The sequence below is a fragment of the Paenibacillus sp. GCM10028914 genome (assembly GCF_042666275.1).
Lineage (GTDB): Bacteria > Bacillota > Bacilli > Paenibacillales > Paenibacillaceae > Paenibacillus_AQ.
This window is the reverse complement of record NZ_JBHTFO010000017.1, coordinates 232930-258895: the sequence shown is the minus strand read 5'-3', so window position 1 is coordinate 258895 and position 25966 is coordinate 232930. Positions and strand designations below refer to the sequence as shown.

Below are 25966 nucleotides of genomic sequence, written 5' to 3'. Positions count from 1 at the left end.
GCGAGATTCTAATCCCAGCAGAATGATTCAACAGCAGATGTATGCACGAGAAAGAAGTGGGATATTTAGAACTACAGAAGGCTATGACACGATCGCCAAATCTAGCGGACTAGACCCTTCTTTTATTAAAAAAGTGCTTCATCCGTTGTGTGTATATGATGCGCCGGAGGAACTTGCAGTAAGCGGAGAGAAGGACGAAGCTGCTTATCCTGAGTCGATGCATTTGCTCCACATGGATAATGGTGACATTTTGCTTGGGAGAAGCATCTATCAGGCTACGGATTTCACGGGATTGCGTAGTGCGTTCTTCACACATAACTATTTGATCCCAGGCGGTGCTGATAAGAAGTCGTCTAATGATTACCGGAACTGGCTGCAAGCTTCGTTCGAGAGTAGTTACAATATCGTTAATGGCACCGTGATTCCGGAATTAAAGAGTTTGCCCGTTCAACCCTCGAGGTCTGTTCAACCAACACACCGATCGATTTTGTCACTGCTTAATATCGATGAAAAGCGATTCAAGCAGTTGCTATATGCGGTGATGGCGGCAGTCGGTGGCAAGAAGAAGGTATATGTGTCATTAGATGTTCCGATTAAACAGCTACCGATTATGGCAAAGCAATTACTCTCAGTGCTGTATGGGAGTCTACCTTATGCTTACCATGATAAGCTGGGATTTATCACCTATTCTAAAGAACCTCTCAGTCGTAAATCTATTCATATTACATTCGTTGAACGTGGCAGTCTACGTGCAGGTGATCGAAGCATCGAGAAGGATTATACGTTTGATTTGGCCAATGATAGGATCATGAACGTCGATCTAAATGGCATGGATCAACCGTATTTGGATTTTGCATGGGAGCAGTTAGAGCTGGAGCAACCGGATCGAGCTGACCGCTTTTTTCAATTTGCTGAGCTGATGCTGGCAGGTATGGAGCCGGAGCGTGCGATCACTGCGGCTAGTTATCATGAGTTATGCGTGTTGTTCCAAATTGAGGAAGGCAATGAGTCGCTCTATGAAGCGCATAAAACGACAGTGTTGCGAGGATTGCTTGAATACTTGCAGCCGGCAGGAGCGCTTGAATCAAAGATCCGCTTGAATGACTTGTTCCTATCACGATTTGATTATGAATATGATCAGCTAAGGTTGGGGCGAGTTCCGGAAAACTTCATTATCGATACGATTCAGAAATACTACAGACTTGACCCATATAGTGAAAATAAGATCGTCGCCTTTTTTATCCTAGCGCTTAATAACGTAATGAAGCAAAAAAAGCAGGATGCTACTGTCTACTTCTATAAAGCTATTGAGAGCAGCGAGGCATTAAGTAAGGCGTTCTTTTCGAAGCTGATGACAGACTCTCGATTAATTGAAAGCTTGTTCATTCCTTTTCTCGAGAAGAAACTTGGAGCTGCGGTTGGCGTTCAGAGTCTTCTCCAACTGATTGAACAGTGGGGGAGTAAACATTCTCAGTTGTTTGGGAACAGCCAGTTCCATACGCTTGCCCATAAGCTGCTGATGGATAAGCTCAGATATGAGGGATACTCAATAACGGCAGTGAGCAAGACCTTCAAAGAGCTGCGTCGACTCGAAGGGGGAGCCTCTTCAGGGATGAAGCCATCCTCTTATGAAGCCGTTAATCTGTATCAAGATCTAGAGTTTTCTGTTTATCGTACGATGCTGCTTGAGCTTAATTTGGACAGGCTTACACTAGATGAGCTCTCCCAAGCCGATTTCCTCGGATTCAAGGATCAATTGCAGCGTTGGCAAACTGAGATTAAAGACCCTAGACAGAAATCGGTGGCTCTTAAGCTAGTTACGCTCAATGAATGGTTCGCAGATCCTGAACCAACAGCTGATATATTTTCCAGATTGTCTCAGGTAGAGATGGATCATGTGCAGCAGGTTGGACGCCAGCTGTTGTCCGGGCAGGTTGAGTTCGTTGACTTCAATCGTATTGTGTTGGCGTTTATCCGCAGCTCGGATATGCAGACGATAGACTTCGCTCAGCTACTTGATTATTTGCAAAAGAATGCGGAGAACAAAGAAACGATCTATCGCTTCTTTCAATGGTCTGAAAATCACCCTGATTTCAGAAAATCAAGAGGTTTCGTACCAGCCTATTCTTCGGCTATTGTTAGTTATTTCAAAAAATATGATCGCAGTGCTTTCAAAAAGCGGACCTATCGAAAGCAATATTTTGACAAGGCGGGATCTGCTCTTAAAGCTGTATATAAGCAAGCTAATCATGAATTGTCTTCATCGTTGATGAAGTTTTTTCGACGGAATCGTAAAAAGGCGATGATTGCTTCCACACTTGGTATTGTAATCATAGTTGCCGCAGGCATCATGCTTTCACTTAACGATAAAGGTGAGTCTGCTAAGGGGGAAGTACCTGTACCTGAGGGGCAGCCTACAATTGACGTCAGTTCGCCGGCACCGAGTACAATCGTATATGTCGAGCAGACGGCTGCATCAGCTGGAATAGAAGCAACAACTTCACTTGTGTTCTTGTTCAAGGATGTAACGACTTGCGGGAAGTTTTCTCCGACATCATTAATTGTAGAGTCACCGGAGGGCGAAGCCGTTACTTATACAGAGCTTGAGTTATTACCGACCTGTCTTATAAGTCTTGAGCCGCCAGTGCCTACGGATTCTAATGTAGAAGCAGATACAGAAGATAAAACGCCTGAAGCGGATAATGACTCTGGCGTTGAGGCAGGGACAACCCCTGAATCAATGAATAGCAATTATGATCCAACTGATTATCCGTTTGAGTATAAGGTGAACCTTGGCAAGCAAGTGGATATTGCTGCGAATAGTATAGTCCGCATTGGCGAAGAGACATATCAACTGTTTGAAGCGCCAAATGATGAGCAATAAAAGAAAATAAGGGAGGATTTATGTGGTTATCGGCCACTTGAATCCTCCCTTTTTCTATTCTACTGCACGGTCTCATGATACAGACTGCCTTTTGTCATTTTTCCAAATGACTTGAGGACCTGAACGTCTCTTTATTAAGATCCAGGGGACCATATTTTAATTTTCAGTAAATATTTGGAGATATTCTTAAAAAAATATCGAATAATACATTGAACCTTTCATAAGTCTGAGTTAGTATAAATATAGATTAAAACAAAGTAATAAGGTCGGAATTATACATATTAATGTGAGGTGGATGTTGTTGCAACTTCAAGTGACAAATAGTCCGTTTACAAGTGAGCAAGCTGAATTAATTAATAAGCTGCTTCCAACCTTAACGGATGCCCAATTAAATTGGCTAGGCGGATATTTAACGTTTTATCATGCCGGGAGTGTTAAGTCTGCCGGAGCGGAGCTCGCTGTAACCAGTGTAGTGGAAGCTCCTGCGACCGCGGTTATATCTCAGGCTCCACGTGAAGCGACGGTACTATTCGGGTCACAGACCGGTAACGCACAGAGGCTAGCTGGCAGACTTGCTGACAGTCTCAAGGAACAAGGTTTTAACGTAACGTTGTCTGCAATGAACAAATATAAGACGAATAATCTCAAGAAAGCCGGATATCTGTTTATTCTCGTTAGTACACATGGTGAGGGCGATCCGCCGGATAATGCACTTACTTTTTATGAATTTTTATACAGTAAGCGTGCTCCTAGGCTTGAGGACACGAAATTCTCTGTTCTCGCACTGGGGGATATATCGTATGAGTTCTTTTGTAAGACCGGTCAAGATTTTGACCAAAGGCTTGCTGAGCTTGGTGCAGAGCGAATTGCTGACCGCGTAGATTGTGATGTGGACTTCGAGGATTCAGCTGCCGGCTGGATCGCAGCCGTTAACGGGGCTGTGGCTACAGCACAGGCCCCTACATCTGCTCAAGAGGTCGCTGGTACTGCATTTATTCCTTCGTCACCTGCGAGCACTTCAGATTATTCGAGAAACAATCCGTTTATGGCAGAAGTACTGGAAAATCTGAATTTGAACGGAAAAGGATCAGACCGTGAAACCCGTCATTTGGAGCTCTCGCTTGAAGGTTCGGGACTGACGTATGCACCGGGTGATGCAGTGGGTGTATATCCGCAGAATGATCCCGTATTAGTCGATAATATCCTTACATTCTTGAAATGGAATCCGGAGGAGACGGTGGTCATTGGAAAATCCGGCGAGACCTCTTCACTCCATACGGCTCTACTTCACCATTTTGAGATTACAGTGTTAACGAAACCTCTTCTAGAGAAAGCAGCTGCCTTTTCGGGAAATGGTAAACTGGCAGAACTAGTGAAGTCAGAGAATAAAGAAGAATTGAAAGCATACCTTAACGGGCGCGACCTGCTTGACCTTCTTCAAGATTATGCACCATGGACGCTTACAGCGAGCGATCTGACTTCGTTACTACGTAAATTGCCGCCGCGCTTATATTCTATAGCGAGCAGTTTGAACGCGCATCCAGATGAAGTACATCTGACAATCCGAAAAGTGGAATATGAAGCTCATCAACGCGAACGCAAAGGCGTATGCTCTGCATTTACATCTGAACGTCTAGAGCCGGGGGATACGCTTCCGATATTCATCCAGCAGAATCCGAACTTTAAGCTCCCAGTTAACCCGGATGCACCAGTCATTATGGTGGGACCAGGTACAGGAGTAGCGCCGTTCCGCGCTTTTCTTGAAGATCGGGAGGAGCTTGGCGCTACAGGAGATACATGGCTTTTCTATGGTGATCGACATTTCGTAACAGATTTCTTGTATCAGACGGACTGGCAACGGATGGTGGCGGACGAAATATTAACCAAGCTGGATGTCGCTTTCTCCAGAGATACAGACGAGAAGGTTTACGTTCAACAGCGGATGCTGGAGAATGGTCAAGAGCTTTACGAGTGGCTGGAGAACGGTGCGCATGTATATGTCTGCGGAGATGAGAAGTATATGGCGCACGATGTGCAAGCTGCACTTCTTGCGATTATCGGACAGTATGGTGGTAAATCCCCTGAAGTGGCTTCTGCATATTTAGCAGAGCTTCAAGAGCAAGGGCGATATCAACGTGATGTGTATTAAGATTAAGTGATTGTCCTGAAGCGTACATTTCTGTAGAGGCACAGAGAGCTAAACAAATCATGGGGTAAAGGAGCTAACAGCAATGGCAAAAAACCATAAGGTAGAGCCAATCGGCGGGCCGCCGAGTGATGTAGAGCTACTGAAGGAAGAGAGTAACTATTTACGCGGATCATTGACTAAATCGCTTTCTAACCGAATTACAGGTGGGTTGCCCGAACTGGATAACCGGCTCCTTAAATTCCACGGAAGCTATATGCAGGATGATCGCGACTACCGTAACGAACGGCAGAAGCAGAAGTTGGAGCCATATTTCCAATTCATGCTTCGTATTGTTACACCGGGAGGCGTATCAACTCCAGCGCAATGGCTTGTAATGGATGAGTTAGCTGACAAGTATGGAACTGGAAGTCTTCGTGTAACAACGCGTCAGGCTTTTCAGCTGCACGGCGTATTGAAATGGAATTTGAAAAAGACTATTCAAGAAATTAATGAAGCATTACTTACAACGCTCGCTGCTTGTGGTGATGTTAGCCGTAATGTTATGTGTAACCCCAATCCATACCAATCTGAAATTCATAGCGAGGTCTTCTATTGGTCGCAGCAGCTAACGACACACCTAGCACCTAAGACGCCTGCTTATCATGAAATCTGGCTGGATGGTGAGAAAGTTGTAGATAGTCTGGAGCAGACTGATGCTGCCGTTGAGGTTGAGCCTATTTACGGTCCTGTTTATCTGCCTCGAAAGTTTAAGATCGGCATTGCGGTCCCTCCGTCAAACGATGTGGATGTATATTCACAGGACCTTGGCTTTATTGCGATTGTCGAAGACGGCAAGCTTGTAGGCTTTAACGTAAGTGTTGGCGGCGGCATGGGGATGACGCATGGTGACACGGCTACGTATCCACAGTTAGCTCGTGTTATTGGCTTCGTAACACCGGATCGTATTCTGGACGTAGCGGAGAAGACAGTTACGATTCAGCGGGATTATGGCAATCGTTCCGTTCGTAAATATGCGCGTTTCAAGTATACGATTGACCGGCACGGTTTAGATTGGTTTGTGGATGAATTGCATGATCGCTTGGGGTGGGAGCTTGAGCCTGCACGTGAATTCAAGTTTGATCATACGGGTGATCGTTATGGATGGATTAAAGGCAAGGACGGAAAATGGAATTTGACATTGTATGTTCAAAGCGGACGAATCGTGGATTCTGAGGGTTACAAGCTGAAAACAGCATTGCGCGAAATCGCGAAGATCCATACTGGAGATTTCCGTCTTACAGCTAATCAGAACTTAGTGATCGCAAACGTGAATAGTCAGAAGAAAACGAAAATCGTTGCTATACTCAAGGAATACGGTATTGCAGAAGGTTCGCAGTACTCGGCACTGCGTCGTAGCGCCTTGTCTTGTGTTGCACTTCCGACTTGCGGTCTTGCGATGGCGGAGGCAGAACGATACTTGCCTACGTTAATCGACAAGCTGGAACCGATTCTTGAGGAAGCCGGCCTGCGAGATGAAGAGATTAACATCCGCATGACTGGCTGCCCTAACGGGTGCGCACGGCCTGCTTTAGGTGAAATCGCATTTATCGGAAAATCTCCCGGTAAGTACAATATGTACATGGGCGCTGGATTCTCCGGTGACCGCTTAAGCAAGCTATATCTTGAAAATATAGGTGAAGAGGAAATCATTGATACCTTGAGACCGATCATCCAGCGCTATGCGCTTGAACGTAACGAGGGTGAGCATTTTGGAGATTTTGTTGTTCGAGCGGGTTACGTAGAGTCGGTGACGAACGGCATGAACTTTCATGATCGAATAGCTACAACGGTGCAAGGATAAAGTACTGGGTTTATATCAAATAAAAAAACACGACCTTTGATAGGTCGTGTTTTTTATATGCGAGTTATGCATGAGCTCTTTGCTTTTGTTTGGTAAAGGCGATAACACCTGCAAATACGAGAAGGAGGATTCCTGTGAACGTGAAACCTCCGACGAGGTTGAAGGGAAGCCAGCCTAACACCGTAGATCCGGCAACAACACCTAGTGAAAAGAAGGCGTAGAAGTAACCATAGGCTTTGCCGCGAAGCTCTTTAGGTGTTGCTTTAATGAGCATCGTATTAATCGATGGGAACAGGAAGGCGAAGCCTACTCCATAGAGACCTAACACGATATAAAGTGCTATTGTCGATGTGGACTGTCCAATAAGAAGCTGGCTGAGTCCCATGAGACCAATCCCTATGGCCATCGTTATAGATGGAGCTACGCGATCGAAAATACGATTCGTAGGCAATACGAATACGAGAACAGCAATAATTCCAAATGCACTCATTAGGGTACCGCTCAGTTTAGAATCATATCCGAGTGTCTGGACATGCAAGGGTAATAAATAAGCGATGACACCTTGTGAGAACATCAAGAAGAATGCCCCAGCATAAGCCTTGATCACACCTGAATTGAAGATAGAGGCAAATGACGAAACAACTGGGTCATCCGTTTCCTTCTTCAAAGGCTTGTACTTGCTAAGAAAGATAGCAGACATGATAGCAAGGGCAAATCCGATTACAGAAACGCAAGTAAATACGAAGGGGACCGAGGTTTTACTTGCCATAATTCCGCTGAAAGCTGGACCGATAATGGCGGCCAGTCCGACAAAGGTTCCAGTAAGGGCGGATTTTTTGCCTTGCTGATTAGAGATTGTTGTATTCGCAGAGAATGTAAACGCAGCGGGAACAATCAATCCGGAGACGAATCCATGGATCACTCTAACGACGATTAAGATTGAGGGTTGATCAACGAGATGATAGAGAAGCAGGGCAGAACTTGAAAGAATCAAGCCAAGCATTAATATTTTGAAAGGCCCGAACTTGTCTGTCATGATACCCGATAATATATTGCCGAACGTATTGGCTAAAGAGTATAGTCCGATGACAAAACCTACAATGAAAGAACTCGCCCCGACAGAGGCGGCAAATGTACTCATGACCGGCAGCTGCGAGAATAGATCGAAAAATGAAAAGAATACGATGCTGTACACGAGTAATGCATAGTTGAAAGACTTCACATTATACTGGTGCTGTACCTTCTTCAGCTTCCAGTCCAGAACAAAGTTTCCAAGGGGAATAAATGCTGCTGCTATTGCGGCAATAGACCAAAGAAAGCTCCATTCGACTCGAAAAGCAGCATAGAGAATGGCTAAAGCATAGACAATGAATATTGCACCATGTATGCTTCCGGCAATCGATACTGCTTGATCTATACCCCCCATATATTTCAAGGGCATAGCGATGCCTAGTAACACTAATAATGATATTCCATCAAGAAGTCCTGCGATACGTAAAAAGTAGATTGGATGTGCTCTCACTTATTTTCTCCTAATGTATATTGTGGCGGATTATACTATTCTAACATTTTTGGAGGCAAGTGAGTGAATGAGAATTTTGTCAAAATGTCTACATGTCTAGTAATTCCTGTGACCGATTAGTATTTTTCAAAGATCATCTTAATTGAAAAACATAATATGCTGTGCTCTGTTAACAGCTCTTATCCGCAAAGATAAGGGCTGTTTTCTTTTTTTTAGTCATATAAGTCGCAACCTAAATGAAGGGTAATCGTTAATCCCGCAAAAGTAACACTTTTTATAAATAATTCTTTCCCATCGTTAATTTCTATAATTTCTCGAAAAAAAGTTAATGTGTAAGCGTAAAAAATCATGTTTCTATTGTCTCGTTACATGGATATGAAGGAAGTACAATTGTGTATAACGACAAGGAAAAACATTCCAGTTGGACCAAGTGTAAGCACTTCACCGGTGATAAAAAAAGAACTTCAACACTTAAGTATGGGAGGACGGTCATGTCGCAGGCAACGACAAATGAACAGTATACAAATATCCCACCTGAACACAGGTCAGAGAATAAGAAGAGTTTCTTACATCGTTGGTGGAAACAGGTCGATCTTCAATTAATGGTCTGGCCAGGAGTTATCCTAATTTTTGTTTTTGCTTACATTCCCATGTACGGCTTACTGACAGGCTTTGTGGAGTATAACATTTTTACAGGAGCAAGGATTTTTGATAACCCATGGGTAGGATTTAAGCACTTTAAGGAATTTTTTAACGCTCCGAGGTTCGGTCCGATCATGAGAAATACGCTTGCCATCAGTTTATTGAAATTTTTAATCGGTTTCCCTGCACCGATCATTCTAGCTCTAATGTTGAATGAGGTACGTAACCGAGTGTTCAAACGAACCATTCAAACGATTACATATTTGCCCTACTTCATGTCGTGGGTCATCGTGGGCAGTATCGTGATGAGCTTGCTTTCAACGGAGAATGGAAGCATTAACATGCTGCTCAAAGGAATTGGGGCAATTGATGAACCCATTAACTTTCTTTCGATGAAAGAATATTTTTGGGGGATTCTTGTAACAACCAATGTATGGAAGGATATAGGCTTTAACTCCATTCTTTATCTAGCTGCGATCGCGGGTGTAAATCCAAGTCTTTATGAAGCCGCAGAAATTGATGGAGCGACTAGATTTAAACAAATCTATCTTATTACGATTCCAACGATTATGCCTGTCATTATCATTTTTATGATCTTACAGATGGGAAGTCTATTGAACGCCGGGTTTGAAGATATTTTGATCTTGGCACAAAATCCGAGTTTACGACCGGTGTCAGACGTTATTGATACGTATGTGTATCGGGTAGGTTTACAAAATCAGAGATACGATTTTGGAGTAGCGGTCGGATTGTTTCGTGCAGTCGTAAGTGTCACTTTATTAACGATAGCTAACTACTTGGCTAGAAGATCCGGAAATAGTCTATGGTGAGTTATTTCATAAGAGAGGAGTTGACAATAGTTGGTATTCAAGCGTTTGGGATATGGTGACCGCTTCATGATTGTATTTATTTACTTGTTCCTGATTTTATTATCCTTCTCTGCTCTATATCCGTTTTGGAACACGCTCGTTGTCTCATTAAATGAAGGACTTGATACCTCTAAAGGTGGTGTAACGTTCTGGCCTAGAGAATTTACATGGAGTAATTATGAGATTGTCTTTAATAATGAACGGTTACTTCAAGCCTTTGGGATCAGTATACTTCGAACCGTAATTGGCACGATTACTGCCATTTTTATGACATCATTGCTAGCCTATGGAATGAGTAAATCACAGTTGATAGGTCGGAAATTTTTCACCGTGTTTTTTATATTCACGATGTATTTTGGCGGGGGATTAATTCCTACATTCTTGCTTATCAAATCTTTAGGCTTGATGAATAATTTTCTCGTATTTATTATTCCTGGACTGATCAGCGTGTGGAATATGATTGTTTTTCGGACGTTCTTTAAGAGTCTGCCTAATGGTCTTGAAGAGTCAGCACAGATTGATGGGTGCAGTAACTGGGGAGTGTTTCTTAAAATCGTCCTTCCGCTCTCGGGTCCTGTTATTGCGACACTCGGTTTGTTCACTGCAATTTCACACTGGAATGATTGGTTTGTCCCGACAATTTACATAACAAATCACGACTTGATGCCGATTCAAACGATACTTCGTCGAATACTGAATGCCAATCTGCTTAATGAAGCAATCGGAGCTGACAGTTTGGCGCAGGAGAGACTGGACAAGAGGAACATAACCTCCAAATCACTCATTAGCGCAACCATTATGGTTGTCTCACTGCCTATCATCGCTGTGTATCCTTTTGTTCAGAAATATTTTGTTAAAGGTGTAATGGTTGGTTCCTTGAAAGAGTAGTACGTTTTCTACGGTTTGAGGCGCTGTGCGCTTTAGACATAAATCATATTTTTGAGAGGGGAAATAATGGAGTGAAAAAAAGAAAAGCACTACTATTGATGATTACAGCATTATTCCTTCTGACGACGGTACTTGCAGGCTGCACCAAATCTGCGAGTTCTCCAGAGAAGGAACAGAATTCTTCCACACCTAACAGCTCGAATACGGATAAGAAACCAGAAGATGAGAAGCCGGCAGATATTTGGGAATTTGGTTCGAGTGAGTTGAATTTAACAGCATTTACTCACTATAGTTGGCAGGATTTCCCGGAGAAGATGGAGGACGCCCCTCTCTGGAAGTATTTAAAGGAAAACAAGAAAGTGAATATTACATCAATCCTTGCTAGTGGAAACAATGACCAATTAGTGGCCACAATGATGGCGGACAATAAGCTCCCTGATCTCATGTATGGAGATCGAAACCATCGGGATTTTCTGAAGCTCATTAAAGCAGGTAAACTTGTTGCTTTAGATGACTATATGGAAAAGTACCCGAATTTAAAGAAGTGGTTAAGTTCGGAGGCCGCAGATCTGCTTCGTTCACCGGATGGCAAGTTGTATCAATTTCCGAATTATTACACAAAGACACCTAATGGTAGTGCTGGTTATGTCGTGAATAAGAAGATATACAAAGAATTAGGTTCACCGCCTTTGGAAACCATGGATGATTTATATGATTACCTCGTTAAAGTTAAAGAAAAGTATGGAGATGAGGTTGTTCCTTTTGACCCAGAACGTGCACTAGATGCACAAGGGGTTGGTATGCTCTATACGGGCTTCCAAGAAAATGCGTATTACAGATCGCTTAACTCGAACACACTGGCCGTTATTGACTACGATAACAACAAGCTGGCCTCCTTATTTACTGATCCAACGTTCCGCGAATCTCAGAAATTTGTCTCTAAGCTTTATCGTGAGAAATTAATTAATCAAGATATGTTTACAACAACACGAGAATTAGTCCATGAAAGAGTAATGAATGGTAAGGTAGCTATCTTTGCAGGCGCGAGTCCAATGGCCGTTTCATCCAGAGCAGATGCGAATCTATCTAAAGAAGATCCGGATGCAGGCTATTTCGTAACATGGCCGATCCATAAAGCTGGATTGGATAAAAATAAAATATTCCCTGGAAGTTATGATCAATTGGGTTGGAACGTTAGCGTGATTACGACAGCTGCTAAAGAGCCAGAGAAGATCTTCGCATTCTTGGATTGGATGACAGGTCCAGAAGGCATGACCACAACGTACTATGGTCCTGAAGGCTTGTACTGGGAGGGCTTAGATGAGAATGATCAACCAATCTTTACAGATGCGTATGATGCGATTAAAGTTTCAGAGTTTGAATCTGCCAATGATAGAGTTATTATTGCAGCCAACGCTGGTTATATCGACCCTGTTAAAAAGAAGTATGAGTCGGATAAACCTTTTGAGAAAAAAGGGTGGAGCACTCGATATCAAGAATCCGTTACTTGGAAAACGCATAATGATCATACAGCGCTGGGAACCAATCTGACACCAGATGCAGGGACGGAACTCGCAGATATCAGTGTAAACATCATTGATGTCTATCAGCAAGCATTATCTGCTTCTGGAACAGCAAAGAGCGATGAAGATGTGGACAGAATTCTGGATAAAGCAGAAGCAGACGCTGTAGCGCTTGGATATAATGAGCTTCTTGAATGGCGTACTGAGCAATGGCTCAAAAATAAAGAGTTGCTAGGAATAGAGTAATCGTTCTATAGTTTTATCGAATCCATCTCGAAGGAATTATCAATAATTCCCCAGGGGTGGATTCTCTCCATTACTCGGGTCAGTGTCAAACGATGTAATTGACCCTAACCTGAGTAATGGACAACAAACAAAAAATATCTCGTGTGTTTTCAACTAATGATTGTTATAATTTGACAAAAATGCTTGTCTCTAAGCAAATTGTCAGGGGGCGCAAGGCATGTATGAAATGAAAGAGAGGTTTCTACATCTACTTTTGATTGGACTCCTATTATTTTTGCTTGCTGGGTGCAGTTCGACATCATATTCAAATAATAAGGAAGATACATCTGTGAACAAGGTTGCTTTACATGTAAAAGAAGAACAGAAATTATATCGATTTAAAGAGGAGCCGCTTGAACTAACTTTTTATGGTCACTATGATTCTTACACGATGCCGCAGTGGGGGGCTGATCCTTCATCGAAATGGATTCGAGACACATTAAATATACATATTAACGGAATAAGCTCAGATGGAAATGCGAAATTGAAGTTACAGAAGATGATCTCTAGTAAGCAGCTGCCTGATGTGATTTGGGGTGACAGAGGTTTTGATCTGCAACGAATGCGTGAAGAGGGCTTGCTGCTACCATTGGATGAATACATAGAGAAATATCCGAATTTAAAACATTGGGCAGGGAATAAAGTGCTCGATTTACTCCGGGCTCCGGATGGTAAAATATATTATTTTCCTAATTATTATACGAACAGACCTTATGGTAACGCTGGTTTTGTAATCAATAAAAAAATCTACCGGGAACTGGGGTATCCGAAATTAGAGACAACCGAAGATTTGTATGATTACTTGACAATGGTTAAAGCCAATTATCCTAATGTTGTTCCTTTCGAGACGGGGCAAGCCAAGGATGGTCATGGTATAGATCAGCTGTTCTCTGCATTCAAGGAAGATAACTATGGATTTACACGCTTGTATGCGGTTCCGGAAGACGGCCGTATGACATCGATTTATAAGGATGAAGCCTTCAGGGAATCGGCTGTTTATGTTGCTAGGCTTATGCGTGAAGGGCTTATTCCGGCAGAGGCCACCATACAGACAGAGGATCAAGTTAATGAAAAATTGACAAATGGAGAGGTGGCAATTTACGCAAGTGCCAACCCGATGATCAATGTTATGCCGGCTGATGCAGAGCAGCGAAAGATCAATCCAGACGATGGATATATGTTTATCGACCCCATTTATAAGAAGGGCCTGGATCCTTCAAAGATTTATCCAGGCACCTACAATATTCTTGGTTGGAACGTGGCGGCCATAACGACAAGTGCGAAAAAACCGGAAGCGATCTTTGCGATGTTAGATTGGATGACAGGACCGGAAGGCTCTGCAGTGCAAATGTGGGGGCCGCCGGGGCCTGAAGGATATTGGAATGGTTTTTCACAAGATGGTATAACTCCAAATTTCACTTCCAATTACAGCTCTGATCGAGCAGGATTAGCAAAAATCCAAGCGATTGCTGGGGAGATGATTTGGGTTGGAAATACAGTCTATTTGGATCAAACCAAAAGTAAGTATGAGAGCACTTTGCCTGAGGAACAACGGAACTGGGCGACCTATTGGCAGCAGAAGGTGACTTGGAAGTCTCAAGGCGATGCTACACCATTCATTAACATTCAGCCTGCATCGAACTCGAGAGAGGGACAAATTATGCGTATCATACAGGAAATCTGGATTGATGCGCGAGAGCAAGCGTTGTTCGGTCAGACCGATGAGGAGGTCCTTGCTATACTCGACGAAGCACATAGGGTTTCCATGGAGGCTGGATTTCAGAAATATTTGGACTATATCACAGTAAGATGGCAGGAAAATATGAAAGTCCTGAACGACGAATAAGCAATTAACATTTATCAGGGATGCTGCATGGGGGGGAGAAGCTATGTACAATGTGTTGTTGGTGGATGATGAAGAACTTGATCTGGAAGGAATGAAGAGATTTATTCCGTGGTCTGAACTGGGCATGGAGGTAAAGGGGTGCGTTAACAATGCGCTGTCAGCCTGTGAAGTGCTAGATCAGCATTCCATTGATATTCTTGTAAGTGATGTGAATATGCCTTATATGTCGGGGCTAGAGTTAGCACGTATTGCACTGCAGCGAAAGCCGAAGATAAGGATCATATTTGTGAGTGGCTACCAAGAATTCAGCTATGTACAGCAAGCATTATCTCTAAAAGCTTACAGCTATGTTCTCAAACCTATGGAGGATAGTGAACTCATCGCTTCGCTCATGAAAGTGAAACAGGATTTAGATGAAGAGCTTAAACTGCGTGAAGTTGAAGAGGCCTATCAGGATATGATTCCAATTGCCAAAAGTGATATGCTTCTGCGTCTTTTCGAAGGCGAAGATACGACGGATCGAGAGTATATGGAGAAATTGATGAAAACTCATGAACTACATCGACTAAAGTGGCCTATTCGCGTAGCGGTTATGGAGCTAGATCTGATATCAAGGTTAAATGACAGATCTCCATCTCGGCATGAAGGAACAAGGACATTTATGAAGCAACTTCATGAAGTTATAAGTCGAGGAGGTATCGTTCCGTATTGCAAGCTGAGTTCCCATCGAGTTGCCCTATTACTGGAAGCAGAAGGAATAGAAGACCAAATCACACGATTGCTGGACTCTGCTCAAAGGCGACTGTCTATTACGGTCACAACCGGCCTAGGGTCGGCAGTTCATGGGTCAGAACAACTTTATGAATCGTATTTGCAGGCAGTCCAAGCCGTTGAAGGGAAGATGTTTCTCGGCAAGGGAGGCGTTATTAAATTTGAAGATATAGGCGTTGAGCCTGCTATGTTGGACTTCCGCATGTTGAATGCGCGCATGAACGCATTGATGAGTGCAGTTAAAGATTATGAACTTGTCCAAATTCATGACGAATTGGAGAATCTGTTCGCTTCTGTTACAAGTTTTCGTTCCAAGTTCACAGTTCAGAATTTAACTAGTTTTTTTATCTGGAAATTGGATCAATATTTAAGCACCATAAACGAGGATCTATTCGACCTGCTTGATATCGATATTCGTAAACTTGATATTTTGCTTCAATTTGAAACGATCAATGATATCCGAAGATGGTTACTATACCGTGTATTTGAAATTTCGGAAAAGCTACACCTGAAGAATGGTACAAATGACAGCCAATTTATACGCAATGTGATGAAAACGATTAAAGAGCGGATGAGAGAAAACATTACAATCAAGGATATCGCCCAGAACTTCTCTTTTTCTCCTAGTTATTTTGGGTTTCTAGTAAGGGAGAAGTCAGGCTATACATTCAATGAGTTGCTTGTACAGCTTCGTATGGAGAGAGCCTGCGAGCTTCTGAAGATACCAGGGATGAAAATTTATGAGATCTCAGATAAGGTAGGCTATCGCCACTTGCCTTATTTTAGCAGGCAGTTCAAAGAAAAGTTTGGCATGACTCCGCTAGAATATCGGAAGAAAGTGCAGTAGTTGATGGAGGCAAAGGATGAGATTGGCTTGGATGAAAAGAAAGCAACGTGGTTATATACCGATTGGGTATAAACTAATGATGTCCTATCTCGTGTTTATTATTTTTTTGGTTACGATTAACGGATATGTTTCCCATTCCATGTACGACTCTTCTATGCGTAAACAGACGAGTGAGAATATACAGAACACCCTTGCTCAGATTCGAGATAATATAGCTTATAAGACAGATGATATGGTCCGAATTTCTACCACCCTGTATGATGATGAACAGCTTGTTGAGAACTTAAAACTGCGATATACAAATATACAGGATAAACATTTTCGCGTAAAAAGGGTTCTTATACCGAAGCTCGAAAGCGCATCGAAGTCAATAGGGATCAATCTTCGTCTTTATTTGTATTTGAAGAATAATAATATCTCGGAGATTTATTATAATTACAAACCAGGATCCGTATATTCGAATCAACAAACATTTAATATTTATCATATGGAGCGAATTAAGAATAAGTCATGGTATCAGTTGCTCCCGAATGAGGAATACGGTATTACGAAGCAATGGGAGGAAATAGAGGATGATGGAGAAAGCAATCGCATATCCATGATTCGAAGAATTATAGATTTGCAAGATCCGATTAACGTTACGGAATTAGGCATAATGAGGTTCAGTGTGAATATCGATGAATTGTTTGAAAGTGTAGATTATCGTAAGCTGGGTGAAGGATCAATGTTATTCGTTCAGGACCGAATGGGGCGAGTTATTTATGCATCCGATCGCCAGATTCAACAGGGAACCAAGGAAAACAAGACAAATCTAAGCACATTTGCATCCATGGATTCCATAGACAATTCCTATCCGGAAGGTGAATACTTGACACTCAAAGAGTATATGCCTCAGCAAGAGTGGACTATTGTAGCTCATGTTCCGTTAACAATTATTAAGCAAGAAGCAGAACGTGTCCGCACATTTATTATTGTAATATGCATATTTTGTTTCGTTATTTTCACATTTACAGGCATATATATTTCCGGGTATTTTTCCAAGAGGATTACAAAATTTGTTTCCATCCTGAACTCATTTCGTGAAGGGGACTTACATAAACGTATCGCATATAAAGGGAAGGATGAATTTTCCCAAATTGCGACTGCACTAAACAACATGGGCGAAGATTTTGAACTATTGATCGAAAAAGTATACTTAACAGAACTCGAGAAGAAGGAAGCGGAACTGGAAATGCTCCAGACTCAGATTAATCCTCACTTTCTGTATAACACCCTTTCATCCATCAATCAGCTGGCCAAGTTTGGAGAAAATGAGAAGCTGCAGAAAATGGTTGTCGAGCTAGCGAAGTTTTACCGACTAACCCTTAACTCTGGAAGAACATTAATTCCTGTCTCGTCAGAGGTTGAACAGGCTAATGCCTACCTGGATATCCAAAAAGTAAAATACGGTGATCGGCTTGAAGTAACCTTTGATATCGATGTTGAGGTCTGGAAATACGAAACGATTAAGTTAATTCTCCAGCCATTCGTCGAAAATGTGCTTAAACATGCCTGGAGTGGCGGGAATCGCATTCATATTCGGATCGTCGCAAGATTAGAGAAGGACCAGATCGTATATCAAATCATTGATGATGGTATGGGAGTAAGGCAGGAAAGCATCGCAGAGATATTAAATGCTTCGAGCGATAGCGAGACCGGATTTGGGATTCGAAATATTCATCAACGTGTTCAGCTTCAATATGGTGAGAAATATGGGGTGTCATTTTTTAGCCGAGTGGGTATTGGTACTTCGGTTACGATCCGAATTCCGGCAAGAAAACGCAGATTGTTTTTGGACAATGATGAAAGGTCTAATGAGTATTAATATAAACCTGTCTAAATTGAAGAGTTGCAAAATTACATGGGTTGACAAGAAAATACGATTTCACTATACTGTCTGTAATCTGATATGCAATATACGTTGAAAGAGCCCAGTAGCAACTTTGTCTCTGTTCCAGAAAGCCGGGGGTTGATGAGACCCGGTACATGCAAAGTAAGCGAATTACACTCTGGAGTATCTCGGGTAATGCCGAGCGGAACTGACGAACGATAACTCGTCTTAAGAGTGGTATGAATGGTACGAGGGTAAGTGTGAGTTCCATTTGTGCAATCTGGGTGGTAACACGGTTGATCAATCGTCCCTATGTCTACAATAGACATAGGGGCGTTTTTTGTTTTCCCGAGAACTTCATTTCTCGTTATAAGAATATGTAAACATTGAGGGAGTGTTATGGCTATGAATATTATCGATGAGCTGGAATGGCGCGATGCCATCAATCAACAAACGGATGCAGAAGGACTAAGGGAGTTAACGAATAAGAAAGCAGTCTCCTTGTACTGCGGTGTAGATCCAACAGGTGACAGTATGCATATTGGTCACTTGATTCCATTCATGGTACTGAAACGTTTTCAGCTAGCAGGCCACCGTCCTGTTATTCTGATTGGCGGAGCAACAGGCACGATTGGTGATCCAAGTGGTCGTTCTTCTGAGCGTTCACTTCAAACCTTGGAGCAGGTTCAAGCGAACGTGGATGCATTGACTGAACAAATGAAAAAGCTCTTTGTTACAGAAGGCGACAATCAAATCCGCATGGTGAATAACTATGATTGGACACACAAAATTAATGTGATCGAATTCCTGCGTGACTACGGCAAGAACTTTAATCTCAATTCGATGCTGGCAAAGGATGTTGTGGCGAGCAGACTGGATAGCGGTATTTCCTTTACTGAATTCTCATACCAAATCCTGCAGTCGCTTGACTACCTGCATCTGTACCAGAATGAGGATGTCCAATTGCAAATTGGCGGCTCTGATCAATGGGGGAATATTACAAGCGGTCTCGATCTGATCCGGAAAAAAGAAGGTCCTGAAGCAAAAGCCTTCGGTCTTACGATTCCGTTGATGCTGAAAGCTGACGGTACGAAGTTTGGTAAAACAGCCGGTGGAGCGATCTGGCTCGATCCGAAAAAAACAACGCCATTCGAGTTCTACCAGTTCTGGGCGAACACCGACGACCGTGACGTTGTGAAATACTTGAAGTACTTCACATTCCTATCCAAAGAGCAAATTGATTCGTTGGCAGAAAAAGTGCAGACAGAACCACATAAACGTGAAGCGCAAAAAGCGCTGGCTGAGGAAATGACAAGATTCGTGCATGGTGAGGAAATGTTGGAGCAGGCTAAGCGTATTACTGCAGCATTGTTCAGTGGCGATATTAAGTCGTTAACTGCTGATGAGATCGAGCAGGGTTTCAAAGAAATGCCAACATTCGAGGCAACGCAAGAATCGAAGAATATTGTGGACTGGCTTGTAGATCTCGGTATTGAGCCATCCAAGCGTCAAGCGCGTGAGGATATTACTAAAGGCGCAATCTCGATGAATGGTGAGCGCGTTACAGACGTGAGCTTTGAAGTGACAGCTAGCGAAGCCATTGGCGGCCGCTTTATCATCATCCGTAAAGGTAAGAAAAACTACAGCTTGGTGAAAATGGTATAGAATAAAAGCTGTAGGATGATCAAGCAGAAAGATAATAATATAATTGCCAGCACGTGTCGATAATTAATCGATGCGTGCTTTTTTGTCGTCATTTACATTGTAAATAAGCCTCTATCAATTACATTTGCTGAAATGGGTTGAATCCCAATCTCTCTAGCCCATATGGACAGCTGACCTATATGATGAATTTCGTGAGCAATGACATGACCCTTGTATTCCTCGAATCCAGCTATATTCCACATCTGAGATATGGAAAAGTGTATGAAGAATTCTGCCTGCACCAACAAATTCGTTTACGTAATAATTCTTCAGTAGGGATCTGTTTGCATAGTCAAACCATTCATTCTCTTACCATCCAGTTATAATGAAATAACTTTTCAACATAGTCACTCCTTACTTTATCAGTAATGTAGTTTAATATAGCCGATATTTTGAAAAGCGCAACTAATGATAAGAGTGTTATAGATCATTTTGTCACGATTCGTCGTTGTTATTCGTTATATATACGAGAAAGGAGGAGAGTGAGATTGATATGATTGATAAGGAGATAAAAGAGGTCATCGAAGGTAATAGTAGTGCGTTTGAGTCTATTATTAAACGTTACGAGAATCAAATCTACAAATACTGTTTTTTCTTATTAGGGAACAAGCAGGAAGCTGAGGATGCTGTACAAGAAACGTTTATTAAAGCTTTTTTTCAACTTCATACATTTCGGTACGATAAATCTTTTTCGGGGTGGCTGTATACGATTGCTTTAAATCACTGTAGAACCATGTTGAGAAAAAGAGCGAACTGGAAAGAGGTGTTATTGAATCTCGCAAGATGGCCAATGGAGCATGAATCTAGCGCTGAAAAAGAGTACTTACTTCAAAAAAGCTGTCTAGTAGAAGATTATAAAATGCTTTCTGAGATCGAAAAGACCATACTTATTCTTCATACGGTGGAGAGATATACCTTTGTCGAAATTTCAAATATTTTAAACATCCGTACCTCGACTGTCCGGAAAAAGTTTGAACGATTAAAAAATAAAATCAATACAAAAGAAAACCAAATAGTAGGGGGGCAATTAAATGAACGAAAAATCAAAATTTAATGAATTAGTTAATGATTTGGATAAGCTGGATAGGGTAGATCTATCAAGAGCGGTAATGCATAAAATAAATGCTATGCAAATGAACAGAGTTATTCCTAAAAAACGGCAAAAAGCAGTTGTATTCGTTGCGTCCATTATATTCTTTATTACAACGATTTCTGCTGGAGCGGTCTATGCATTTCCAAATCATTGGAATGGGATATTAATTTCACTAACACAAAAAAGTCCGGAGAAGAAGAACCCAATCGATTCAATTGAAAGAATGGAACAATGGTTACAGCAACCCGGTACTGTTAAAGAACAGTATCCATTAGATGTTGACAATAATGACTTGGGTTTTAAATTTCTTACGAATAGGGCAACAATCATTCCTTTGGAAGATCGGATTGCAGGGCAGATTAACCTCAATATCCCTGAAAGTAAAATTCAAACCGGAAGGCTTACTAGTACGGTTGAGATAAAGTATACACCATCCATTATTGATTTTTATAGACAACAAGATCAGTGGGTCATAGCCATTCAAAGTGAGAATTCTGATGCTTCCAAGGCGGCTCAGGGATCATTAGTGTTATCCAATGATTATATTGGCAATTGGGAAGTCATTAAAAATACTGACCATGTTTTAGCTATATATTCTGATGGAGGATATGAGAAAACCATTAACTTAAGCGTCCTGAATTCTGATAAAACAGTCATCGAACTTCAAATTATAGGAAATGTATCTAAGGAGAGTCTGGTGGGAATTATGGAAGGTTATATCTCTCAATAACAAAGGGGCTGTCCCAAAAGTAGTTCTTCTATTTTCCTCAGTTCGGTTAAACCGAGCTGAGGTTTTTTTCATTATGCAGTTCGTCGATATTCATTTGGTGACAAACCACCTAAACACGAGGACAACTTCATAAGTGCATGCTTTGTAAGATAATAACTTTCTGATTTGTAAGTACCCCAAAATTTCTCAATAGGTTGGTTGTCCAAACATCGGCTCACACGAGACATGATTTTTTTAAATCCATTCTTCACATGAAGTCGGTTGTACTCATGAGACGTGTATTGAAAGCCTCTGTCGCTTTGTAGAAGAGGGGATGCGCCGGGATTCTTAACGTAAGCCTTCTTTAGCGCATCCATGGCCCCACCAATTCGATTACGTAACAATTCTTCATTAGAGATTTGTTTACATATTTATTATAACTGGATGGTAAGAAACAAAAGGCGCTACCATATATTCACCCTAATTTGTTTTAATTCAGGTGTATTTTTTTGTGGAAAAAAGAAGTTTATATAGAACAAAAAGTATCAACTTCACATCAAAATAGATCATCTGATTGCGTTTTCACGGTTCATATAATGAAAAAGTAAAAAGAATACATCCATCAGAACTACGAAATATTGAGGCATACAGAAAGTAAGATTATTTTAGGGGGGTAGTTAATGAAAAGAAAAGGAAAACAAAAAAAGTATTTTGCAATTGTAATGACTGTACTTATGATTCTATCATCAATTGGAGCTTTTCCTCATGTTACTAATGCCGATTCAACCAATCTATCTACGAAAACTTCAATTAAGAATCTAGCGCCTGGTAAGAAGATTACAAGCAGTGTTGCATTTTCCAATATGGGGGTCATTAATGACGGTGTTAAGAACAATACGAATGCCTACTCCGAAGACTACCCAAATGGAAGCGGGCTGCAGTGGATACAGATTGATCTTGGTAAAAGCTTTGACGTTTCAGCTGTAAACATATGGCGTTATTGGAGTGACGACAGAACGTACCGTGATCTGATTGTGAGGTTATCGAACACATCTGATTTCTCAGGCGAAGTCACGACTGTATTTAATAACGACACGAATAATAGTGCGGGATTCGGTATCGGAAAAGATGCTGAATATAAGGAAACAAGCACAGGAAAGAGTGTTAGCTTCGTTCCTGTAAATGCGAAGTATGTAAGGGTTTACTCCGGCGGGAGCACGGCCAACACGAATAATCATTTTGTTGAAGTTGAAGTGATGGGGGCAGAACTACCTCCAACGGAAGCTCCAGCAACACCTACTGGATATGCATATCCAATGGGGACTTCACGAATCAATGCGAGTTGGAATGTACCCGAAGGAGCTTCGAGCTATGATATTGAGGTAGATGGTCAAGAGATATCCGATGTAAATATGCCTTTTGGACAAGAAGGGCTATCCCCTGAAACCACCCATACTTACAGAGTTAGAGCCAAGAACTTCTTAGGGACAAGTGAGTGGAGTGAACCTTTTAGCGGTACGACACTCGCGCCTGTTACCGTTGGTTCAAGGTTTATGGGACCTGATCCAGGATCGGCACAGGGGACGAATCCAGAAGAAGGTGTATATGAGTTAAGCAATTCTATACTCTCGGCCAAGTTTCAGTTGTCCGAGAACAATCTGACCCTTGCTGAATTCCGCAACAAGTTAGAAGGGGACGTTAATCCGATTAAAGCGGGGGAACTATTTTCACTAGAATTTTCAGGAGCGGCAAATCTGATCGACACCGATATGACTGCTGGGGCACCAACGTTAACGCGAATTACTGGAAAGACAAGCAGCATGAAGGTATCTGATCGTGATGATGGCTGGCAATTAAGTGTACCTTTTACCTATACAGACCAAGGTAAGACGCTGACGTTGAACTGGAGTGCTACGCTTCGGGATGGCTCCAATTACATGATTCAGGATGTATCTTACACGGCGGCTTCAGGGAATTGGAATGTGACGAAGGTTAAACTTATAGACATCACGGCAACAGGGGTTGAAAAAGCGGGTGCTGTGGATGGTTCACCATTCTTTGCAGGCAAGGTTTTCTTCGCACAGCAAACACCTGTGGCTAAGGTCAGTGTTATGGGCAATGTAGCAAAAGCATACGTGGATAGAGGAGACGAAACTCTACAGGGACAGTCCTTTGAGCAAAGTTCCGTTATCGGAATATATCCATATAACCAGAAGTTCAGAGGCTTCCAGTACTACATTGAGAGAGAAAGAGCACATGAACATTACAGCTTCCTTCACTATAATTCCTGGTATGACTTGAGTTGGATTTTTGATACGTATATGACAGAAGAGGAATCTCTAAAAACGATTAATATGTGGGGAGAGAAGTTCATCCAGCAGAGAGGTGCCCCATTAAAAAATTTCCTGTTCGATGATGGCTATGATGATTACAGCACTTCCGCAAAAACGATTTGGGATTTCAATCCGGTTACATTCCCTAATGGAGCATCTGTTCTAAAGACTGCTGCTGAGGATTATGGGGCAAGTCTTGGCTTCTGGCTTAGTCCGACGGGCGGATACTATCAGAAATTACCGGCTAGAGTTGCCATTGGGAAGAAGATGAGCTCTCCTACCGAGACTAAAGCGAGCGGCAACGAAGAAATCTTCAAAATGAGCGGCCCGAACTACTATAACGTATTTAAGGATGCGGTAACGAAGAAACAGCTGCAGGAGGGTACGAAGCATTTCAAATTCGACCGAACGGAAGGGATCGAAGACTTCCATGCACTCCTGAGGCTGACAGGAGATATGAGAGAGAACGATCCATCGGTGTTTATTAATGCTACGGTTGGATCATGGGCCTCCCCATATTTTACATTCTATGTGGATTCGATCTGGCGCGGTGGAGGAGATATGGGCAAGACAGGAACTGGGTCCATCAGACAGCAGTGGGTCAACTACCGTGACAAAGTAAGCCGTGACTTGTTACAACAGAATCCGTTCTATCCACTCAACTCCTTAATGGTCCACGGTATCGTACATTCTAGATTCGGCCAAGGAGCGTGGGTTAGCCATGAGAATGGCACAGAAAGCGGCCCATTACTAGACATGACAAAAGAGGTGAACTTAAAAGATTTCTCCGATGAGGTGTGGTCATTTTTTGCATCTGGTTATAACCTGCAAGAGTTATATATAAGGCCTACGGAAGACTACACAACGGATAAAATGTGGGATATTCTTGCCGAAGCCTCCGCATGGGCTGAATTAAACCATAATGTACTACTAGACTCCCATTTTATCGGCGGGGATCCAGGGAAAGATGCTTACGGCATCGCTTCTTATTCGACTTCCAAAGGTGTGCTGATGCTTAGAAATCCTTCGAGCACAAGCCAAACCATCTCTGTAGATGTGAGCACAGACTTCGTGTTGCCTCCAGGCGCTAAGGCAAATTATCGACTGGTCAACAAGCTTAGTGAAGGAACAGATATTCATCTTAAAGCAGGGACACCATACACCTTTACGATTCCAGCTCATTCCATTTTGTTGTATGAAGCGTATCCGGAAGGAACAGAAGTCATTCCAGGTGAGATAACAAATCATGCTCCTGTCGCGAAGAGCGGGAAATTAACAACACCGATAGATACACCTGTAAGCGGAACGATGAGTGCCAGCGATGAAGATCAAGACCCATTAACATTCAGTATTGTCAAGGAAGCTGCAAAGGGAACCGTAGTGATTGACGATGCCGAGAAAGGGACCTTTACTTACACACCGAATTCCGGAGTCGTTGGTGTGGATACCTTTACTTTCAAGGTTAGCGACGGCAAGAAAGAATCGGAAACAGCAACCGTTACGATCCATATTGGGGATGAGGTGACTGTACTCTCCACAAATCTTTCAGGTCCGAGTTCAGTCAAGGCGGGAGACAGCTTCAAAGTACAATATGGTTTAAACCATGTCGAGCCGCCTGTATTGGCCCAAGAAGTCTTAATTGACTATGACGCAGATACATTGGAGTTCATATCCGCTGAATCGCTGCTTGAGAATGTTTCGATCTTGGAACCGATCAAGAATACAGCTGGCAAGCTGCATATGATATTGTTCAGCCAAGGAATGGAGAATGCAGTTGCAGGCGATGCCCAACTTGTGGAACTGACGTTTAAAGCGAAAGATACCGAGAAGGATGTTACGAGGAAGGTATCAATCACCAAAGCTCTTCTTGGCGATGCAGAAGGTGTGGAATCTGAGGCTGCGCCATCAGACCTAAGTATCAAGGTTACTGCTCAGACCTCTGAAATTGTTCCTGATCTCAATAATGATGGAAAAGTAACGATCGGTGATTTGGCTATCGTGGCAGCTGCTTATGGTAAAAACACGGATAGCCCGGATTGGTTACAGGTGAAGAAAGCAGATATCAACAAAGACGGTAAAATTGATATCGCTGACCTCGCAGCTGTGGCTACCCGAATTTTGCAGTGACTTTATGAGCACGGATCGTAATACAGCAATAGCCCCAACCGAAGTGTTGGGGGTTTGCTGTATT

Annotated in this window: 14 protein-coding genes, 1 pseudogene and 1 other annotated feature; of the genes and pseudogenes, 13 read left to right on the top strand and 2 right to left on the bottom strand. The window is 42.3% G+C overall.

What is annotated here, in order from left to right:
* Positions 1–22: 22 nt before the first annotated feature.
* The 3 genes from ACFQV5_RS18680 to cysI all read left to right on the top strand — a co-directional run bounded on the left by ACFQV5_RS18680 (position 23) and on the right by cysI (position 6873).
* Positions 23–2884 carry a GAP1-N2 domain-containing protein gene (locus ACFQV5_RS18680; RefSeq protein ID WP_379248879.1) on the top strand — a complete coding sequence of 954 codons (2862 nt, stop codon included), beginning with the start codon at positions 23–25 and terminating at the stop codon, positions 2882–2884.
* A 301-nt stretch (positions 2885–3185) separates the two neighbouring features.
* Entirely contained in the window at positions 3186–5033 is a 1848-nt protein-coding gene (locus tag ACFQV5_RS18675) for an assimilatory sulfite reductase (NADPH) flavoprotein subunit (RefSeq protein ID WP_379249442.1), read from the top strand.
* An 82-nt stretch (positions 5034–5115) separates the two neighbouring features.
* Complete coding sequence (gene cysI, locus ACFQV5_RS18670; RefSeq protein WP_379248878.1) at positions 5116–6873, top strand: assimilatory sulfite reductase (NADPH) hemoprotein subunit; 1758 nt, start codon at positions 5116–5118, stop codon at positions 6871–6873.
* 64 nt (positions 6874–6937) lie between these two features.
* Here cysI and ACFQV5_RS18665 read toward each other — a convergent pair whose 3' ends face one another.
* Positions 6938–8395: an MFS transporter gene (locus tag ACFQV5_RS18665; RefSeq protein WP_379248877.1), complete on the bottom strand. Its 1458-nt coding sequence runs from the start codon at positions 8393–8395 to the stop codon at positions 6938–6940.
* Positions 8396–8886: 491 nt separating this feature from the next.
* Between ACFQV5_RS18665 and ACFQV5_RS18660 the strand changes: the two genes are divergently transcribed.
* The 7 genes from ACFQV5_RS18660 (at position 8887) to tyrS (ending at position 19601) form a co-directional block, all read left to right on the top strand.
* A complete protein-coding gene (locus ACFQV5_RS18660) occupies positions 8887–9867 on the top strand; it encodes an ABC transporter permease (protein WP_379248876.1) in 981 nt (326 codons plus the stop codon).
* A 66-nt stretch (positions 9868–9933) separates the two neighbouring features.
* A complete protein-coding gene (locus ACFQV5_RS18655; RefSeq protein WP_379249440.1) occupies positions 9934–10794 on the top strand; it encodes a carbohydrate ABC transporter permease in 861 nt (286 codons plus the stop codon).
* Positions 10795–10865: 71 nt separating this feature from the next.
* Positions 10866–12563: an extracellular solute-binding protein gene (locus ACFQV5_RS18650; RefSeq protein WP_379248875.1), complete on the top strand. Its 1698-nt coding sequence runs from the start codon at positions 10866–10868 to the stop codon at positions 12561–12563.
* A gap of 328 nt (positions 12564–12891) precedes the next feature.
* The gene (locus ACFQV5_RS18645; RefSeq protein ID WP_379248874.1) at positions 12892–14448 is read left to right on the top strand and encodes an extracellular solute-binding protein; all 1557 of its coding nucleotides are present in this window, start codon (positions 12892–12894) and stop codon (positions 14446–14448) included.
* A gap of 43 nt (positions 14449–14491) precedes the next feature.
* Positions 14492–16066 carry a response regulator transcription factor gene (locus ACFQV5_RS18640; protein ID WP_379248873.1) on the top strand — a complete coding sequence of 525 codons (1575 nt, stop codon included), beginning with the start codon at positions 14492–14494 and terminating at the stop codon, positions 16064–16066.
* A gap of 16 nt (positions 16067–16082) precedes the next feature.
* A complete protein-coding gene (locus tag ACFQV5_RS18635) occupies positions 16083–17930 on the top strand; it encodes a cache domain-containing sensor histidine kinase (RefSeq protein ID WP_379248872.1) in 1848 nt (615 codons plus the stop codon).
* 87 nt (positions 17931–18017) lie between these two features.
* Positions 18018–18251 (top strand) — a binding site (T-box leader).
* A gap of 90 nt (positions 18252–18341) precedes the next feature.
* On the top strand, positions 18342–19601 hold the full coding sequence (gene tyrS, locus ACFQV5_RS18630; protein WP_379248871.1) for a tyrosine--tRNA ligase: 1260 nt from the start codon (positions 18342–18344) through the stop codon (positions 19599–19601).
* A gap of 92 nt (positions 19602–19693) precedes the next feature.
* Here tyrS and ACFQV5_RS18625 read toward each other — a convergent pair.
* Positions 19694–19956, bottom strand: a pseudogene (locus tag ACFQV5_RS18625) (DinB family protein).
* Positions 19957–20133: 177 nt separating this feature from the next.
* On the opposite strand from ACFQV5_RS18625, the gene ACFQV5_RS18620 reads away from it, so the two are divergent.
* The 3 genes from ACFQV5_RS18620 to ACFQV5_RS18610 all read left to right on the top strand — a co-directional run bounded on the left by ACFQV5_RS18620 (position 20134) and on the right by ACFQV5_RS18610 (position 25902).
* Positions 20134–20694: an RNA polymerase sigma factor gene (locus tag ACFQV5_RS18620; protein WP_379248870.1), complete on the top strand. Its 561-nt coding sequence runs from the start codon at positions 20134–20136 to the stop codon at positions 20692–20694.
* Positions 20672–21463 (top strand): hypothetical protein, encoded by a 792-nt coding sequence (locus ACFQV5_RS18615; protein ID WP_379248869.1) that lies wholly within the window; start codon positions 20672–20674, stop codon positions 21461–21463. Before ACFQV5_RS18620 ends, ACFQV5_RS18615 begins: the two co-directional genes overlap by 23 nt.
* Positions 21464–22122: 659 nt before the next feature.
* Positions 22123–25902 carry an Ig-like domain-containing protein gene (locus ACFQV5_RS18610; RefSeq protein ID WP_379248868.1) on the top strand — a complete coding sequence of 1260 codons (3780 nt, stop codon included), beginning with the start codon at positions 22123–22125 and terminating at the stop codon, positions 25900–25902.
* Positions 25903–25966 lie beyond the last annotated feature (64 nt).